At 51.3% G+C, this 18,192-nt stretch carries 17 protein-coding genes; 10 read left to right on the top strand and 7 right to left on the bottom strand.

Annotation, left to right across the window (positions count from 1 at the left end):
- Nucleotide 1: 1 nt before the first annotated feature.
- Complete coding sequence (gene osmF / locus FEK42_RS01725; RefSeq protein WP_130207036.1) at nucleotides 2-919, bottom strand: glycine betaine ABC transporter substrate-binding protein OsmF; 918 nt, start codon at nucleotides 917-919, stop codon at nucleotides 2-4.
- A 148-nt stretch (nucleotides 920-1,067) separates the two neighbouring features.
- Nucleotides 1,068-3,365 (bottom strand): beta-glucosidase BglX, encoded by a 2,298-nt coding sequence (bglX, locus tag FEK42_RS01720; RefSeq protein ID WP_130207038.1) that lies wholly within the window; start codon nucleotides 3,363-3,365, stop codon nucleotides 1,068-1,070.
- 195 nt (nucleotides 3,366-3,560) lie between these two features.
- On the opposite strand from bglX, the gene dld reads away from it, so the two are divergent.
- Nucleotides 3,561-5,276, top strand: coding sequence for a D-lactate dehydrogenase (gene dld / locus FEK42_RS01715; RefSeq protein WP_131162578.1), 1,716 nt, complete (start codon nucleotides 3,561-3,563; stop codon nucleotides 5,274-5,276).
- Between the two features lie 98 nt (nucleotides 5,277-5,374).
- On the opposite strand, the gene pbpG is transcribed toward dld, so the two are convergent.
- Nucleotides 5,375-6,307 (bottom strand): D-alanyl-D-alanine endopeptidase, encoded by a 933-nt coding sequence (pbpG, locus tag FEK42_RS01710; RefSeq protein ID WP_130207042.1) that lies wholly within the window; start codon nucleotides 6,305-6,307, stop codon nucleotides 5,375-5,377.
- A gap of 173 nt (nucleotides 6,308-6,480) precedes the next feature.
- On the bottom strand, nucleotides 6,481-7,068 hold the full coding sequence (locus tag FEK42_RS01705) for a Yip1 family protein (RefSeq protein WP_001295454.1): 588 nt from the start codon (nucleotides 7,066-7,068) through the stop codon (nucleotides 6,481-6,483).
- Between the two features lie 168 nt (nucleotides 7,069-7,236).
- Between FEK42_RS01705 and FEK42_RS01700 the strand changes: the two genes are divergently transcribed.
- The gene (locus tag FEK42_RS01700) at nucleotides 7,237-7,794 is read left to right on the top strand and encodes a DedA family protein (RefSeq protein ID WP_130261138.1); all 558 of its coding nucleotides are present in this window, start codon (nucleotides 7,237-7,239) and stop codon (nucleotides 7,792-7,794) included.
- Between the two features lie 51 nt (nucleotides 7,795-7,845).
- On the opposite strand, the gene mdtQ is transcribed toward FEK42_RS01700, so the two are convergent.
- A complete protein-coding gene (mdtQ, locus tag FEK42_RS01695) occupies nucleotides 7,846-9,285 on the bottom strand; it encodes a multidrug resistance outer membrane protein MdtQ (RefSeq protein WP_135492787.1) in 1,440 nt (479 codons plus the stop codon).
- Nucleotides 9,286-9,444: 159 nt separating this feature from the next.
- Between mdtQ and yohP the strand changes: the two genes are divergently transcribed.
- The gene (gene yohP, locus FEK42_RS23240; protein WP_205712852.1) at nucleotides 9,445-9,591 is read left to right on the top strand and encodes a small membrane protein YohP; all 147 of its coding nucleotides are present in this window, start codon (nucleotides 9,445-9,447) and stop codon (nucleotides 9,589-9,591) included.
- Between the two features lie 373 nt (nucleotides 9,592-9,964).
- On the opposite strand, the gene dusC is transcribed toward yohP, so the two are convergent.
- The gene (gene dusC, locus FEK42_RS01685) at nucleotides 9,965-10,912 is read right to left on the bottom strand and encodes a tRNA dihydrouridine(16) synthase DusC (RefSeq protein WP_135492788.1); all 948 of its coding nucleotides are present in this window, start codon (nucleotides 10,910-10,912) and stop codon (nucleotides 9,965-9,967) included.
- Between the two features lie 272 nt (nucleotides 10,913-11,184).
- Here dusC and FEK42_RS01680 point away from each other — a divergent pair, with 272 nt between their 5' ends.
- The 7 genes from FEK42_RS01680 (at nucleotide 11,185) to preA (ending at nucleotide 17,097) form a co-directional block, all read left to right on the top strand.
- Entirely contained in the window at nucleotides 11,185-11,583 is a 399-nt protein-coding gene (locus FEK42_RS01680; RefSeq protein ID WP_001295452.1) for a CidA/LrgA family protein, read from the top strand.
- Entirely contained in the window at nucleotides 11,580-12,275 is a 696-nt protein-coding gene (locus FEK42_RS01675) for a CidB/LrgB family autolysis modulator (RefSeq protein ID WP_130207051.1), read from the top strand. The genes FEK42_RS01680 and FEK42_RS01675 overlap by 4 nt, the downstream gene beginning before the upstream one ends.
- A gap of 129 nt (nucleotides 12,276-12,404) precedes the next feature.
- Nucleotides 12,405-13,289, top strand: a complete 885-nt coding sequence (gene cdd / locus FEK42_RS01670) for a cytidine deaminase (protein ID WP_130207053.1) — start codon at nucleotides 12,405-12,407, stop codon at nucleotides 13,287-13,289.
- Between the two features lie 185 nt (nucleotides 13,290-13,474).
- The gene (gene sanA / locus FEK42_RS01665; RefSeq protein WP_130207054.1) at nucleotides 13,475-14,194 is read left to right on the top strand and encodes an outer membrane permeability protein SanA; all 720 of its coding nucleotides are present in this window, start codon (nucleotides 13,475-13,477) and stop codon (nucleotides 14,192-14,194) included.
- A gap of 2 nt (nucleotides 14,195-14,196) precedes the next feature.
- Nucleotides 14,197-14,436 (top strand): DUF2542 family protein, encoded by a 240-nt coding sequence (locus FEK42_RS01660; protein WP_135492789.1) that lies wholly within the window; start codon nucleotides 14,197-14,199, stop codon nucleotides 14,434-14,436.
- 193 nt (nucleotides 14,437-14,629) lie between these two features.
- On the top strand, nucleotides 14,630-15,868 hold the full coding sequence (locus tag FEK42_RS01655) for an NAD(P)-dependent oxidoreductase (protein ID WP_135492790.1): 1,239 nt from the start codon (nucleotides 14,630-14,632) through the stop codon (nucleotides 15,866-15,868).
- Nucleotides 15,862-17,097, top strand: a complete 1,236-nt coding sequence (preA, locus tag FEK42_RS01650; protein WP_135492791.1) for an NAD-dependent dihydropyrimidine dehydrogenase subunit PreA — start codon at nucleotides 15,862-15,864, stop codon at nucleotides 17,095-17,097. Before FEK42_RS01655 ends, preA begins: the two co-directional genes overlap by 7 nt.
- A 70-nt stretch (nucleotides 17,098-17,167) precedes the next feature.
- Here the strand turns inward: preA and mglC are convergent, their stop codons facing one another.
- Nucleotides 17,168-18,178, bottom strand: coding sequence for a galactose/methyl galactoside ABC transporter permease MglC (mglC, locus tag FEK42_RS01645; protein WP_001275110.1), 1,011 nt, complete (start codon nucleotides 18,176-18,178; stop codon nucleotides 17,168-17,170).
- Between the last annotated feature and the right edge of the window lie 14 nt (nucleotides 18,179-18,192).

Below are 18,192 nucleotides of genomic sequence, written 5' to 3'. Positions count from 1 at the left end.
ATTACTTCGTCCACCCTTTTTGTTTCAGATAGTCGGCAGCCACTTTTTTGGCATCCAGTCCTTCAACGGCAATGCTGGCATTCAGTTTTTGTAACGTTTTTTCATCGAGGCTGGCGAAGACTGGCTGTAGCCACTGTGCCATTTGCGGATACTCTTTCAACACCGACTCACGCACCACTGGCGCAGGCGCGTAGATAGGTTGCACGCCTTGCGGATCGCTTAAGGTTTGCAGCCCCAGCGCCGCGACCGGGCCGTCAGTGCCGTAAGCCATTGCGGCATTAACGCCAGAGGTTTGCTGGGCAGCGGCTTTGATCGTCACCGCCGTGTCGCCACCGGCCAGTGACAGCAACTGATCCTGATCGAGTTTAAAGCCATAGGCTTTTTCAAAAGCGGGTAACGCATCGGCGCGTTCGATAAACTCTGCCGAGGCTGCCAGTTTGAAGGTGCCGCCCTCTTTCAGATAACGGCTCAGGTCGGCAAGCGAAGTGAGTTTGTTTTTCTCTGCCACATCCTGGCGCACGGCGATGGTCCAGGTGTTATTCGCAGGCGCGGGCGTCAGCCAGATTAACTTGTTTTGCTCCGCATCGAGCTTTTTGACTTTCTCGTAGCCCTGCCCGGCATTTTTCCACGCTGCATCGTTTTCATCTTTAAAGAAGAAAGCACCATTGCCGGTATATTCCGGATAGATATCCAGTTCGCCGGAAGTAATTGCCCCGCGCACCACGGGTGTCGTTCCCAACTGGACTTTATTCACCGTCGGTACGCCGTGGCTTTCGAGTACCTGCAAGATGATGTTGCCGAGTAGTGCGCCTTCAGTATCGATTTTCGAACCGACTTTAACGGGGGAAGCCGCCTGTAGCGGCAGGCTCACAGCTGCCAACATAACAAGTGAACCCGCCCAGAGCTTTGAGAGTGGCATGATGCTTTCCTCATTCTTTTACTGTTGTTTTCAGCGAATTAAGAGAAAAGCATAGTTGATAATAGCGGGGTTAGCCTGACAGGGCGGATTCAGTTGCAGAATCAGATAAATACTTAAAGGGCGCAAACGTCGCGCCCTTACTAAAGCATTACAGCAACTCAAACTCGCCTTTCTTAACGCGTGCGGAATCAGTGCCGATAAAGACATTGAACTTACCAGGCTCGGCATCATACTTCATCTGCTGATTCCAGAACTTCAGCGCCTCAATATCGATTGGGAAGCTGACGGTCTGAGTTTCGCCCGGTTTCAGGGTGATTTTCTCAAAACCTTTCAGCTGCTTCACCGGACGACTCATGGAAGCCGTTACATCCTGCAGGTACATCTGAATCACCGTTGCCCCTTCGCGCTTACCGGTGTTCGTCACCTGCACGCTGGCGGTCACTTTGCCGTCACGCTTCATGGTCGGCGCAGAAAGTTTCACATCAGAGACGGTAAAAGTGGTGTAGCTCAGACCATAGCCGAACGGATAAAGCGCCCCGTTAGCTTCATCAAAATAGCGCGAAGTGTATTTGTTCGGCTTGTCGGCATTATACGGACGACCGGTATTCAGATGGCTGTAGTAAACCGGGATCTGCCCGACAGAACGCGGGAAGGACATCGGCAGCTTACCGGACGGGTTGTAATCACCAAACAACACATCGGCAATCGCATTACCCCCTTCCGTACCCGCAAACCAAGTTTCCAGAATCGCGTCGGCCTGCTGATCTTCTTTCACCAACGCCAGCGGGCGACCGTTCATCAGCACCAGCACCAGCGGTTTTCCGGTGGCTTTCAGCGCCGCAATCAAATCGCGCTGGCTTTGCGGAATAGTGATATCGGTCCGGCTGGAGGCTTCGTGCGCCATCCCTTGGGCTTCACCGACCACAGCCACTACCACATCAGATTGTTTCGCCGTCTGCACCGCTTCATCAATCATCTCTTGCGGCGAGCGCGGATCGACTTTGACTGCTTCTTCATACTGATTCAGGAAATCGATAATACCTTTGTCACTGGTGACGTTCGCCCCTTTGGCATACAGCACCTTGCCGTTTTCCCCGACGGCATTTTTAATCCCGGTCAGTACAGTCACGGATTGATCGGCAACACCAGCTGCGGACCAGCTGCCCATCACGTCACGTTTGCTGTCCGCCAGTGGACCAACCACCGCAATGGTTGCCGACTTTTTCAGCGGCAGGGTTTCAAGGCGGTTTTTCAGCAACACCAGGCTTTCGCGCGCTACTTCACGTGCTTCTTTGCGGTGCAGGCGGCTTTCGGCATTGGTATCAACCGGGTCAGACTCTTTCGGACCAAGATGGCTGTATGGGTCGTTAAATAACCCCATATCATATTTAACGTTCAGTACATGGCGGGCAGCGTCGTCCAGCTCTTCCATGGTCACTTTGCCAGACTTGATCAAACCAGGCAGATACTTCGAGTAATACTCGTCACTCATGCTCATGTTGATCCCGGACTTAAGCGCCACGCGCACCGCATCTTCCGGGTCTGCCGCCGTGCCATGTTTAATCAGCTCTTTGATTGCACCGTGATCGGAAACCGTGATGCCTTTAAAACCCCACTGGTCGCGCAGAACATCTTTCAGCAGCCAGGAATCAGAAGTTGCAGGCGTGCCGTTGAGTGAGTTCAGCGCCACCATCACCGCGCCGCTGCCTGCGTCCAGCCCCGCTTTGTACGGCGGCATATAGTCATTAAACAGGCGCTGCGGGCTCATATCGACGGTGTTGTATTCTTTACCGCCTTCAACCGCACCGTAAGCAGCAAAGTGTTTGACGCTGGTCATCACCGAGTAGCGATCTGCCGGGCTTTTACCCTGCATCGCTTCAACCATGGTTTTACCCATAATTGAGGTGAGATAGGTATCTTCACCAAAACCTTCGGAAGCGCGACCCCAGCGAGGATCGCGCGAGACATCGACCATCGGCGCCCAGGTCATGTTCAGGCCATCGTCCGCCGCTTCATAAGCTGAAACGCGCCCGACGGTTTTCACTGCGTCGAGGTTAAAAGAGGACGCCAGACCGAGGCTAATCGGGAAAACTGTGCGCTGACCGTGCAGCACGTCGTAGGCAAAGAAGAGAGGAATTTTCAGGCGGCTCAGTTCCATCACTTGATCCTGCATGGCGCGGATATCCTGACGGGTTACGGTATTAAAAATCGCTCCAACCTGCCCGTCTTTGATCATCTCGCGGATCGCCTCTTTCGGGTTATCCGGGCCGACGCTGATTAGGCGCAGCTGACCAATTTTCTCATCAACCGTCATTTTCTTGAGCAGCTCGGTGACGAACGCATCCCGCGCTTCGGGCGTTAATGGATGGTTGCCAAATAAATCATCCGCCAGTGCTGGCTGTAGGGCCAGACTCACCGCGATACCTACTGAACATAGCCATTTCATGTGGATTATTCTTCCTCTGTTGCCCGACGTGGCAGCGAAAATGGTGCAAAAGCGGTAGTTTGCCATAACCCTGATGGAGAGAGAAAAAGAAAGCTCAGTTTATTGTCTGAATTTTCAAAATATTCACTCGCTGAATTGTCATACAAGGCGCTATTCTAGTTTGTGATGTTTTTTCGCCACCACAAGGAGTGGAAAATGTCTTCCATGACAACAACTGATAATAAAACCTTTTTGAATGAACTTGCCCGTCTGGTCGGTTCTTCATACCTGCTCACCGATCCCGCAAAAACGGCCCGCTATCGCAAGGGCTTCCGCTCCGGTCAGGGTGACGCGCTGGCCGTTGTTCTTCCAGGCTCGCTACTGGAATTGTGGCGAGTACTGAAAGCCTGCGTCACCGCCGACAAAATTATTCTGATGCAGGCCGCCAATACGGGTCTGACCGAAGGCTCGACACCAAATGGTAACGATTATGATCGCGATATCGTGATCATCAGCACCCTGCGCCTCGACAAGCTGCATGTTCTCGGTAAGGGCGAACAGGTGCTGGCGTATCCTGGCACTACGCTCTATTCGCTGGAAAAAGCCCTCAAACCATTAGGCCGTGAACCGCACTCGGTGATTGGTTCGTCGTGTATAGGCGCATCGGTCATCGGCGGTATCTGTAACAACTCCGGCGGCTCACTAGTGCAGCGTGGTCCGGCGTATACCGAAATGTCGTTGTTTGCACGCATTGATGAAAACGGCAAACTGACGCTGGTCAACCATCTGGGGATTGATCTGGGTGAAACGCCGGAGCAGATCCTCAGCAGGCTGGATGACGATCGCATCAAAGAGGATGATGTGCACCACGATGGTCGCCACGCCCACGATTATGACTATGTTCATCGCGTGCGTGATATCGAAGCCGACACACCTGCACGTTATAACGCCGATCCGGATCGCCTGTTTGAATCCTCCGGTTGCGCCGGAAAACTGGCCGTCTTCGCCGTGCGTCTCGACACCTTTGAAGCGGAAAAAAATCAGCAGGTGTTTTATATCGGCACCAACCAGCCGGACGTGCTGACCGAAATCCGCCGCCATATTCTGGCTAATTTCGAAAATCTGCCGGTTGCCGGGGAATACATGCACCGGGATATCTACGATATCGCGGAAAAATACGGCAAAGACACCTTCCTGATGATCGACAAACTAGGCACCGACAAGATGCCGTTATTCTTTAATCTCAAGGGACGTACCGATGCGATGCTGGAGAAGGTGAAGTTCTTCCGCCCACACTTTACCGATCTCGCAATGCAGAAATTCAGTCATTTGTTCCCCAGTCATTTGCCACCGCGCATGAAAAGCTGGCGCGATAAATATGAACATCATCTGCTGTTAAAAATGGCGGGGGATGGCGTGGGCGAAGCAAAATCCTGGCTGGTAGATTTTTTCAAACAGGCCGAAGGCGATTTCTTTGTCTGTACGCCGGAAGAAGGCAGTAAAGCGTTTTTACACCGTTTCGCGGCGGCAGGCGCAGCGATACGTTATCAGGCCGTGCATTCCGATGAAGTCGAAGACATTCTGGCGCTGGATATTGCTCTGCGGCGTAATGACACCGAGTGGTATGAACATCTGCCGCCGGAAATCGACAGCCAGCTGGTGCATAAGCTCTATTACGGGCATTTTATGTGCTACGTCTTCCACCAGGATTACATCGTTAAGAAAGGCGTGGATGTGCATGCGCTGAAGGAACAGATGCTGGAATTGTTACGCCAGCGCGGCGCGCAATATCCTGCCGAGCATAACGTCGGTCATTTGTATAAAGCACCGGAGACGCTGCAAAAGTTTTATCGTGAAAACGATCCGACTAACAGTATGAATCCAGGGATCGGTAAAACCAGTAAGCGGAAAAACTGGCAAGAAGTGGAGTAAATACGGCTGGATGCCTGATACGCAAGCACCGTATCAGGCATGGGCATCGAATGCCGGATGCGGCGTGAACGCCTTCTCCGGCCTACGGGCAAGCAAACTTAATCGTTCTGTGCCGTCTGCCCTGCCGCCGCCATCTGGGCGGCCTTTTGTTTTTTATAACTCAACGCCGCTGCCGGAACGGGCATCACTTTGCCGGTTTCAATCCATGTACGCAGGCGGCTAGCATCAGCAAAATGGGTATATTTGCCAAACGCATCCATCACCACCAGCGCCACTGGTTTATTATTGAAAACCGTGCGCATCACCAGGCAATGCCCTGCGGCATTGGTAAAGCCGGTTTTGGTTAGCTGGATATTCCAGTTATCGCGATACACCAGATGGTTAGTATTGCGGAATGGCAGCGTATACGACGGATTAGAGAAGGTCGCCATATCTTCACGGGTGGTACTTAACTGACCGATCAACGGATATTGTTTGGTGGCAATCAACAATTTGGTCAGATCACGGGCAGTCGAAACGTTATGCACTGATAGCCCGGTCGGTTCAACGAAACGCGTGTTATTCATCCCGAGAGCTTTTGCTTTCGCATTCATTGCTTTAATAAATGCGTTATAACCGCCAGGATAATGATGTGCCAGGCTCGCCGCCGCGCGGTTTTCCGAAGACATCAACGCCAGCAGCAGCATATCTTTACGGCTGATTTCACTGTTCAGTCGTACGCGCGAATAGACCCCTTTCATCTCCGGCGTCTGGCTGATGTCTACTTTTAGTTTCTCATCCAGCGGCAGTCGTGCATCCAGCACAACCATCGCAGTCATTAATTTGGTGATTGAGGCAATCGGACGCACCAGATCCGGGTGGTTCGAATAGATCACTTTGTTGGTATTAAGATCAACAATCATCGCACTACCGGAAGCAATTTCCGGCTGCGAAGCGGTGGTAGCGGCTGCCGTTTTCGCAGCGGCCTGCGGTGCAAAAGGCACAGCCAGCATCAGGGCCAGGCTAAATAAAGAAACTCGAAATTTCGGCATGATGAGCATTCAAATAGTGGTTCACGCGCACGGGTTGCGCACCGCCGGAGTAAGGATTTACTGAGGCTAGCGAAGCCATCATAACGAGCAAAAAGTGCGGTCGTCAAAGGAGAATCGTGAGGAAATGCTGCATTGCTGACATTTACGCCAGCAATGCAACGCAAAAGAACTTTCTAGAACAGACGATAACCGTACCCCCAGAGTATGACGGTAAGGGCGAGCAGGACTTCCAGTACCAGCACACCAATCGCCAGTGTCGAACTGGAGAAGCTAAGACCTTCCTCTTTGTTGATATTCAGGAAGCTTGGAATACCGAGATAAAGCAGATACCCCGTGTAAAACAGCGCCACCGTGCCAACCAGAGCACACAGCCAGACCAGCGGGTAAAGCGCTACCAGACCGCTTAGAAACAGCGGCGTCGCGACGTATCCCGCGAAGACCATACAGTGCGCAAGCGACGGGCGCTGTGGGTAATTGCGCGCCATCCACCAAATGACCCGCCCCATCACCGCGACCCCAGCCAGCATCACGCCATAAAACAAGACAGCCAACGCCAGTCCGGTAAACCAGGATAACTTCAGGATAGTGCCATCGCCAAAATTCCAGCCGATTTGCGTAGTGCCAATGAAGGCGCAAATCACCGGAATCGCCGCCATCAGCAAAACGTGGTGGGTGTAGTGGTGAGAAATCGTTTCGTTTTCACGATTAATTACCTGCATTTCACGATCGGGATGGGAAAACAGTCCCCAGACATGGCTCATACCGCCCCCTTGTTGTGAGTTCATGAACCTGACAGTTCAAGTATAAGTCAGCTTGTGATTATTTTTTGCGCGATCACTAAATTAGTGCACTGCCCTGCGGGGCTTTTTCTGCGTGAATGATTTACTGGGTGTATGCTTACAGGCAACCAAAGGGAGACAGACTGGCCTATGGATATTAATACGCTTATTTCACAATATGGTTATGCCGCGCTGGTACTTGGCAGTCTGGCAGAGGGTGAAACCGTCACCTTGCTCGGTGGTGTTGCCGCGCATCAGGGGCTGCTGAAATTCCCGCTAGTGGTACTTTCCGTAGCACTTGGCGGCATGATTGGCGACCAGGCGCTTTATCTGTGTGGACGGCGGTTTGGCGGCAAGCTGTTACGACGTTTATCAAAACATCAGGACAAAATTGAACGGGCGCAGAAGCTGATCCAACGTCATCCGTATCTGTTTGTTATTGGTACACGTTTTATGTATGGCTTTCGGGTGATTGGTCCGACGCTGATTGGCGCCAGTCAGCTACCGCCGAAAATATTTCTACCGCTGAATATTCTCGGCGCATTTGCCTGGGCGCTGATTTTTACCACCATTGGCTACGCAGGTGGCCAAGTGATTGCGCCGTGGTTGCACGAACTTGACCAACATTTGAAGCACTGGGTTTGGTTGATTCTGGTTGTGGCTCTGGTGGTTGGTGTTCGCTGGTGGCTGAAACGGCGCGGGAAATGAAACGCCGGTGAGGTCCAACGTTTCTCTGCTTAATACTTGATAAATGAGACATCAACCGCGTTTATAGCCCCCGCCCAGCGCACTGGTGAGTTGAATGGAGGCATCCAGCCATTGCCCTTGCAAAAGCAGGCCGTTGGCTCGTTCGCGAAGCGCCGGAATTCTGGCTTCACTGACGCGGGAACCCGCGATGATGCCCGCGTTAAATCGCGCCTGTGCCAGCCCCACCACTCGCATGGCATCGCGCTCAATTTGTGCCTGATGCTGGTTTTTCTCTGCCAGTATCTGCACCTGACTCGCCGCCCGCGCCACATCGTTCACCGCCTCGACCACTGCTTTGTTGTAGTTGGCAATCGACAAGTTGCTTTCGGCTTTCGCAATATCAAGATTGGCATTAAGTCTGCCGCTGTCGAATATTGGCAATGTCAGCCCCGCCGTGACGCCCATCTGTTGGGCGGAGCTACGAAAAAGATCGCTTAAATGCAAAGCATCCTGTTGCAGGAAGGCCATCAGATTGATGTCGGGATAAAATGCCGCTTTTGCTGCGTCGATGGTACTTAACGACGACTCGACATACCAATGCGCCGCCTGCAAATCTGCCCGCCGGGCCAGCAAGGAATATCCCAGTTCATCAGGAAGCTGGCTTGCCACTTTCGGCAACGTGACCGGATGCAGCTTCAATGCGCTTTTCTGATGGTTGGTGAGCGCACTTAATCGCGCCTCGATAATTTTCATTTTACCCGCGACATCGTTGAGCTGTTGCTGGGTTTTACTGGCATTAATATCGGTTTCCACACCTTCAACCGAAGAGGTAATTCCACGCTGATAGAGCTGGCGATCGGTCGCAATAATGGTGTTCTGCTCTTTTTCGATTTGCAGCAATACAGTGTTCAAAGCTGCCTGGGTTTGCCACTCCCAGTACAGGCGTGCCACGCTGCCAGCCAGCAATTGTCGGGTCTGCTCACGTTCAGCCGCCCGTGCTTTAACATTCCCCAGGCGAGCAGTAACTTCCGCCCGATTCTTTCCCCAAATATCAAGATGCCAGCCCGCCGTTAAACCAAAAGTACCGTTGGTATACCACGGCCCCGTGGTACCGGCAGCAGGATCGTTCAGGGCAAACGGCCCCATTAACCCTTCAGCCGACATTTTTTGCCGTTGCATATCCGCAGAAAAATCTACCTGCGGGCCATCCTGGGTCGCTACTGCTTTCGCCTGCGCTTCAGCCAGTTGAATGCGCTGTTCAGCCACCTGCATATCCGGCGCGTTCTGTATTGCATTATTAATTAAGGAAGTGAGTTGATTATCGTGGTATTCCAGCCACCACTGGCTGTCTGGCCAACCGTTTTTCAATGCCGCAGGTAACGCAGTGTCCACTTGCGTGGCAGGCGTTTGCAGGTTTAACGCCTGACGAGTTTCGTGCACAGGCGCACACCCAGCCAACAAAATTAAAAGCGGAAAACAGAAGCTTGCTGCATTAAATGAATCACGATTCATGGGGAATAATCAGGTAAGAAACGGTGCGCGGAGATTACCGTGTGCGGCGAAATATTTTTTAGTTACACGTGGCAATACATCAGCGGAAATAAAACGACATATCCAGAAAAATATACAATAAGTGAATGATATCCTCTGATTTATCTTAATCGTTTATGAATGACGGCAAAGAGTTTCATTTTTTCCTATACTTATTCAGCATTCACAAATAAAGGAACGCCAATGAAAATTATACTCTGGGCAGTATTGATTATTTTCCTGATTGGGCTACTGGTGGTGACTGGCGTATTTAAGATGATATTTTAAAATTAATTAATGTCATCAGATTCGAAAATAACGAGAATATTTCAGTCTCTCATCCTGTTGCGCTCCTGTCATGTGCATTGCTTCATATAATCACTGGCGCAAGGAGCGCGCAAGGGGCGGCCAATCGCCGCCGCCCCCTGCACCCCCGGGCTCTGGCGAACAAAATCGCCGCTGCGCGGTGCCCTCGGCTTATCCCTTACGGCTACCGGGTCGGGCGCGAGGTAACATCCCTGTAAGACGCGCCCTCAGCCCACATCCATGTGGGCTGCCCCGGCCTTCAGGGAACGCCTCGGCGATTTTGACGCCACCAAACAACCGTGCGGCCTATTGATAAAGAGCTAACACATTGTCAAAAAAACATCACTATAGTTTTTTAAAGTTTCTCGATATCAATTGCCTGAATAGCCCTTGCAATATCAGGGGAATTATTCAACACCCGCACATGCTGAAATAATCCCGTTGCTTCATCATATTCTTTACGTAAATAACTCAACCACTGCTTGATCCGCGCGACGTGATATAACCCGGTATCCCCCTGTTTCTCCAGACGGGTATACTTTTGCAGCAATGCAACGACCTCCGGCCACGGCATTCGCGGTTCGTTATATTTCACCACCCGACTCAGGTTGGGAATATTGAGCGCCCCGCGCCCAATCATCACCGCGTCGCAGCCGCTGATAGCCATACATTGCTGCGCACTCTGCCAGTCCCAGATTTCACCATTGGCAATTACCGGAATATTCAGCCGCTGGCGAATCTCGCCAATCGCCCGCCAGTCAATATGCTCCGCGCGGTACCCCTGCTCTTTTGTCCGCCCATGCACCACCAGCTCCGTAGCACCAGCCTGTTGAACAGCATCGGCAATTTCAAATTTTTTCTCGCCACTGTCCCAGCCCAAACGCACTTTCACGCTGACGGGCAAATGCGCCGGTACGGCTTCGCGCATCGCTTTCGCGCCCTGGTAGATGAGTTCGGGATCTTTCAGTAACGTTGCCCCACCGCCGCTGCCGTTAACCGTTTTCGACGGGCAGCCGCAGTTAAGATCCACGCCCCAGGAACCTAATTCCACCGCACGGGCGGCGTTCTCTGCCAGCCATTGCGGGAACTGCCCCAGCAACTGTACGCGCACCAGCGTACCTGAAGGAGTACGGCTGGCGTTTTGTAGCTCAGGACAAATGCGATGAAAAACTTTTACCGGCAGCAGTTGATCCACCACGCGAACAAACTCAGTGATGCACAGATCGTAGTCGTTAACTTCGGTCAGCAATTCGCGCACCAGAGAGTCAAGTACCCCCTCCATTGGCGCCAGTAACACACGCATATCATCACCCGCAAAAAAATGAGGCGCTATGTTAGCGCCTCCGGTCAGCGGATTAAAGGTCTGCCGAGTGAGATTGCGGCAAAGCTGCAATCCCTCTCTATGCTTGATCTATGGCAAACACACTTTCTGTTGCGAAAAAGCAGATTTGCCTGAGTTCGCTGCTCACATCGTCATACCCAGGCGCGAAAAATAGCGATGAATTCTTAATGTGATCTGTAGCACATTTTATGAATTAATTGTATGATGAATCCATCTCATCTGGGGTGTTGATTATGAGTAAGACACTGAACATTATCTGGCAATATTTACGCGCTTTCGTCCTGATTTATGCCTGCCTGTATGCAGGCATTTTCATTGCATCCCTGCTACCGGTAACCATTCCGGGCAGCATTATCGGGATGCTGATCCTGTTTGTCCTGCTGGCCTTGCAAATTCTTCCGGCGAAGTGGGTCAATCCGGGGTGTTACGTTTTAATTCGCTATATGGCGCTATTGTTTGTGCCGATTGGCGTAGGCGTAATGCAATATTTTGATTTACTACGCGCGCAGTTTGGCCCGGTAGTGGTTTCCTGTGCAGTCAGTACGCTGGTGGTTTTTCTGGTGGTGAGCTGGAGTTCTCAACTGGTGCACGGTGAACGTAAAGTCGTAGGTCAGAAAGGATCAGAAGAATGATGGCAAATATCTGGTGGTCATTACCGCTGACGTTGATTGTCTTTTTTGCCGCCCGCAAGCTGGCGGCGCGGTATAAGTTTCCCTTGCTTAACCCGTTGCTGGTGGCAATGGTGGTGATCATTCCTTTTTTAATGCTGACCGGCATCTCTTACGACAGCTACTTTAAAGGTAGCGAAGTGCTAAACGATCTGCTGCAACCGGCGGTCGTCGCGCTGGCCTATCCTTTATATGAACAGTTGCATCAGATCCGCGCCCGCTGGAAATCAATCATCACCATCTGTTTTATCGGCAGCGTGGTAGCGATGGTGACAGGGACTTGCGTGGCATTGTTGATGGGGGCTTCACCGGAAATTGCTGCGTCAATATTACCGAAATCAGTCACTACGCCAATTGCGATGGCTGTCGGCGGCAGTATTGGCGGTATTCCGGCAATCAGCGCAGTTTGTGTCATTTTCGTCGGGATCCTCGGCGCGGTCTTTGGTCATACGTTACTTAATGCGATGCGTATTCGTACCAAAGCGGCGCGCGGTCTGGCGATGGGGACGGCTTCCCACGCCCTCGGTACGGCGCGCTGTGCTGAGCTGGATTATCAGGAAGGCGCATTTAGTTCGCTGGCGCTGGTGTTATGCGGGATTATTACTTCGCTGATCGCGCCGTTCCTTTTCCCAATTATTCTGGCAGTAATGGGCTAAAATTTGCGATGCGTCGCGCATTTTTGATGTACGTTTCACTTGTTGCATAATTAATGAGATTCAGATCACATATAAAGCCATAGCAGGTTCGTAAACTGTTATCCCATTACATGATTATGAGGCAACGCCATGCATCCACGTTTTCAAACTGCTTTTGCCCAACTTGCGGATAACTTGCAATCTGCGCTGGAACCTATTCTGGCAGACAAGTACTTCCCCGCTTTGTTGACCGGGGAGCAAGTCTCTTCGCTTAAGAGCGCAACCGGGCTGGACGAAGACGCGCTGGCTTTCGCACTGCTACCGCTGGCTGCGGCCTGTGCGCGTACGCCATTGTCGAATTTTAACGTTGGCGCTATTGCACGCGGCGTGAGTGGTACATGGTATTTCGGTGCCAATATGGAATTTATTGGTGCAACAATGCAGCAAACTGTTCATGCCGAACAAAGTGCTATCAGCCACGCCTGGTTAAGCGGTGAGAAAGCTCTCGCGGCCATCACCGTTAACTACACGCCTTGTGGTCACTGCCGTCAGTTTATGAATGAACTGAACAGCGGTCTGGATCTGCGTATTCATCTGCCGGGTCGCGAAGCGCACGCACTGCGTGACTATCTGCCGGATGCCTTTGGACCAAAAGATCTGGAGATAAAAACGCTGCTGATGGACGAGCAGGATCACGGCTTTACGCTCACTGGTGATGCGCTTTCTCAGGCAGCGATTGCCGCGGCAAACCGTTCGCACATGCCTTACAGTAAGTCACCAAGCGGTGTAGCGCTGGAATGCAAAGACGGTCGTATTTTCAGCGGCAGCTACGCTGAAAACGCCGCATTCAACCCGACTCTGCCGCCGTTGCAGGGGGCGTTAATTCTGTTGAATCTCAAGGGTTATGATTACCCGGATATCCAGCGCGCGGTTCTGGCAGAAAAAGCCGATGCGCCGTTGATTCAATGGGATGCAACCTCAGCAACGCTGAAAGCTCTCGGCTGTCACAGTATCGACCGCGTTCTTCTCGCTTAAGCCTGGTGCCGGATGCGGCGTGAACGCCTTGTCCGGCCTACAGGTCTGGCACGCTGATAAGCGTTGCCTCAGGCTTGTCAGCGCTCTCCTGATGTCGAAAATCCCGGCAAACAGTTTACCGTTTCTTGCGCAAAAGCAGCGGGTAAAGTAGCCTGATAAAAATTTCCCGAGATCGAGTCTTCTGCATGTTAAAGCGTCTGTTCTACAGCCTGTTAGTCATGATCGGCTTGCTGCTGTTGACTGTGCTCGGCCTCGATCGCTGGATGAGCTGGAAAACCGCGCCTTATATCTACGACGAGTTGCAGGATCTCCCCTACCGTCAGGTCGGCGTGGTGCTTGGCACAGCAAAGTATTATCGCACCGGAGTCATTAATCAGTATTACCGCTACCGTATTCAGGGAGCGATTAATGCCTATAACAGCGGTAAGGTGAACTATCTATTACTTAGCGGCGATAACGCGTTGCAAAGTTATAACGAGCCGATGACCATGCGCAAAGATTTAATAGCCGCTGGCGTCGACCCCTCTGATATTGTTCTCGATTACGCGGGCTTCCGAACGCTGGATTCCATCGTACGCACGCGCAAAGTGTTCGATACTAATGATTTCATTATTATCACCCAGCGTTTTCACTGTGAACGGGCATTATTTATCGCTTTACATATGGGTATTCAGGCCCAGTGTTATGCCGTACCATCGCCAAAAGATATGTGGTCAGTACGTATTCGCGAATTTGCTGCCCGTTTCGGTGCACTGGCTGACCTTTATATTTTTAAGCGTGAGCCGCGCTTTTTAGGCCCATTGGTCCCTATTCCGGCAATGCATCAAGTGCCGGAAGATGCGCAGGGCTATCCCGCCGTCACGCCCGAGCAGTTACTTGAATTACAAAAGAAACAAGGAAAGTAGTTATGGATGTACAGCAGTTTTTTGTCGTTGCCGTTTTTTTCCTAATCCCTGTATTTTGTTTTCGCGAAGCGTGGAAAGGCTGGCGTGCTGGCGCGATTGATAAACGGGTTAAAAATTCGCCGGAACCGGTGTATGTCTGGCGCGAAAAAAATCCGGGACTCTTCTTTGCTTATATGATGGCGTATTGCGGTTTCGGAATTTTATCTATTGGCATGATTATTTATCTTATTTTCTATCGTTAATATCTCCCTCTTCAGTTAATTATTGAGAATAATTATTACTTCACCTGATAAGCTGCGGATATCACATTCTTAACCGCAGCTATTTGTGAATCCTTTCACAGTTTAAATTTCCCCGCACGCTTAGCCTTAATATCAATACATTATTATTCACTAAACGCTCGCCTTAATTACCTATAGCATTAAGGAAGATCACATGCCGCAACAAAATTATCTGGATGAACTCACTCCGGCTTTTACGCCTTTACTGGCGATTAAAGAAGCCTCTCGCTGTTTATTATGTCACGACGCGCCCTGTAGTCAGGCTTGCCCGGCGCAAACCGATCCGGGAAAATTTATTCGCTCAATTTATTTTCGTAATTTTAAAGGTGCTGCCGAGACAATTCGCGAAAATAACGCGCTCGGTGCCGTTTGCGCCAGAGTATGCCCGACGGAAAAATTATGCCAGCGCGGTTGTACACGAGCCGGTGTCGACGACCCAATTGATATTGGTCGCTTACAGCGATTTGTTACTGATTTCGAACAGCAAACCGGAATGGAGATTTTTCAGCCCGGCAGTAAAACGCTCGGCAAAGTGGCGATCATTGGCGCAGGCCCTGCCGGGCTACAAGCGAGTGTGACTCTGACCAACCGGGGATACGACGTCACTATTTATGAAAAAGAAGCACAGCCAGGTGGTTGGCTGCGTAATGGCATTCCGCAATTTCGTTTGCCGCAATCAGTGCTGGATGCAGAAATCGCCCGTATCGAAAAAATGGGGGTGACCATTAAGTGCAATTGCGAGATTGGTAAAACACTCACGCTGGAACAATTGAAAGCGGAAAACCGAGCGGTACTGGTGACTGTCGGTTTATCGCGCGGGGCCACCCTGCCGCTGTTTGAGCATAGCGATGTTGAGATCGCCGTCGATTTCCTGCAACGCGCACGCCAGGCACAAGGCGATATCAGCGTCCCGCAGAACGCATTAATTATTGGTGGCGGCGATGTCGCAATGGACGTTGCCAGCACGCTGAAAGTTCTTGGTTGCCAGGCGGTGACCTGCGTTGCGCGTGAAGAGTTAGATGAGTTTCCGGCAAGCAAGAAAGAGTTCACCAGCGCTCAAAAATTGGGGGTATCGATTATCGATGGCTTTACGCCAGTGGCTGTAGACGGCAATAAAGTGACGTTTAAACATGTTCGTTTACCGGGCGAACTGACGATGGCGGCGGACAAAATTATTCTCGCTGTAGGTCAACATGCCGAACTTGCCGCTTTTTCCGCACTGGAACCACAGCGCAACACCATCGAAACGCAAAATTACCAGACCCGCGACCCGCAACTGTTTGCCGCTGGCGATATTGTTGAGGGTGACAAAACCGTGGTTTATGCAGTGAAAACCGGGAAAGAAGCCGCCGAGGCGATTCATCATTATTTAGAGGGAGCTTGCTCATGTTAACGAAAGATCTTTCTATTACCTTTTGCGGCGTGAAGTTTCCCAACCCGTTCTGCCTCTCTTCTTCGCCGGTTGGCAATTGCTACGAGATGTGCGCCAAAGCCTACGATACCGGCTGGGGTGGCGTGGTGTTCAAAACGATCGGCTTTTTTATCGCTAATGAAGTCTCACCGCGTTTTGATCATCTGGTGAAAGAAGATACCGGTTTTATCGGCTTCAAAAATATGGAGCAGATTGCTGAACATCCGTTGGAAGAGAATCTGACCGCCCTGCGTCGGCTGAAAGAAGATTACCCGGACAAAGTATTGATCGCCTCGATCATGGGGGAAAATGAGCAGCAGTGGGAAGAGCTGGCGCGTCTGGTGCAAGAAGCTGGCGCGGATATGATCGAGTGTAACTTCTCCTGTCCGCAGATGACCTCCCATGCAATGGGTAGCGATGTCGGGCAAAGCCCGGAGCTGGTAGAAAAATATTGTCGGGCAGTGAAACGTGGTTCCACGCTGCCAATGCTGGCGAAGATGACGCCGAATATCGGTGATATGTGCGAAGTGGCGCTGGCGGCAAAACGCGGCGGCGCAGATGGCATTGCAGCGATTAACACCGTCAAATCCATCACCAATATCGATCTTAATCAGAAAATCGGTATGCCGATCGTCAACGGTAAATCGAGTATTTCCGGTTATTCCGGTAAAGCAGTGAAACCGATCGCCCTGCGCTTTATTCAGCAAATGCGCACGCATCCAGAGCTGCGCGATTTCCCGATCAGTGGTATCGGCGGTATTGAAACCTGGGAAGATGCGGCGGAGTTTTTATTGCTCGGCGCGGCAACCTTGCAGGTGACCACCGGCATTATGCAGTACGGTTATCGCATTGTGGAGGATATGACGAGCGGGTTGTCGCATTACCTTGCCGATCAGGGATTTGATTCGTTGCAAGAGATGGTGGGGCTGGCGAATCATAATATTGTTCCGGCAGAAGATTTAGACCGCAGCTATATCGTCTATCCCCATATCAATCTCGATAAATGTGTTGGCTGTGGGCGCTGTTACATTTCCTGTTACGACGGTGGTCATCAGGCGATGGAATGGAACGAGAAAACGCGTACGCCGCATTGTAATACCGAAAAATGCGTTGGTTGTTTGCTTTGCGGTCATGTTTGCCCGGTGGGTTGTATCGATCTCGGGGAAGTAAAGTTTAAGAAAGGAGAGAAAGAACACCCGGTAACGTTGTAAAACCAGCGTTGCATCCGGCATTTGGCTCCGATTGCCGGATGCGGCGCATCCGGCAATACCCACAATCACATCACTTCTTACGTGCGTATTTCAGTGAATCCAGCGCCACGGCGAAGATAATAATCGCCCCTTTGATGATGTACTGCCAGTACGGGTTTACGCCGATGTACGTCAGGCCATAGTTAATGACCGTAAAGATAATGACCCCGGTCACTACACCAATGACCGTTCCCACACCGCCGCTGAACGATACGCCGCCCACCACGCACGCCGCGATAGCATCCAGCTCATACATGAAGCCGAGGTTGTTGGTGGCAGAGCCGATACGTCCGGCTTCTAACATCCCGCCGAAGGCATAGAACACGCCAGACAACGCGTAGATCATCAGCAGGTTCAGGCCAACGTTGACACCAGAAACTTTCGCCGCTTCCGGGTTACCGCCAATGGCAAAAATGTTCTTACCGAAACGGGTTTTGTTCCACAGCACCCAGACGAAGGCCACCGCAATCAGGGCGTAGAAGGTGATGTAAGAGAGACGGAAGCTCCCCAGCGCAATAAAGCCCTGGGCAAAAGTGGAGAAACCACTGTCAAAACCAGAAATAGGCGACGCACCAACAAAGTCGTAATAGAGCGAGTTAATGCCATAAACGATGATCATCGTACCGAGAGTGGTTATGAACGGCGTTACGTTGAGATAGGCGATAATCAGCCCGTTGATCAAACCGATAACCGCGCCAATAGCACAGACAATCAGAATAACCAGCGCAATCGGCATCGTAGCCATTTCCGGGAACACTTTGTTGGCGTTATCCATCGACTGCAATAACGTCGCCGCTACAACTGCCGCCAACCCCACCTGACGACCAGCGGAAAGGTCAGTCCCCTGGGTGACAATTAACCCTGCCACGCCGAGCGCGATAATAATACGCACCGATGACTGGGTGAGAATATTACTTAAGTTCAACAAACTTAAAAATGTTGGGTCCTGGAAAATAATAATCGCCAGCAAAACTAAAAGAACGACATAAATACCGCCCTCTTTCAGGTAAGTAAGAAAACTTTTCTTATTTAACGCACTCATGGGAAGCCCCTAAT

Origin of the sequence: Escherichia sp. E2748, assembly GCF_005781125.1 — a bacterium.
In the GTDB taxonomy this organism is placed as follows: domain Bacteria; phylum Pseudomonadota; class Gammaproteobacteria; order Enterobacterales; family Enterobacteriaceae; genus Escherichia.
Note: the sequence above shows the minus strand (reverse complement) of the source record. Positions and strands in the feature narration are given on the sequence as shown.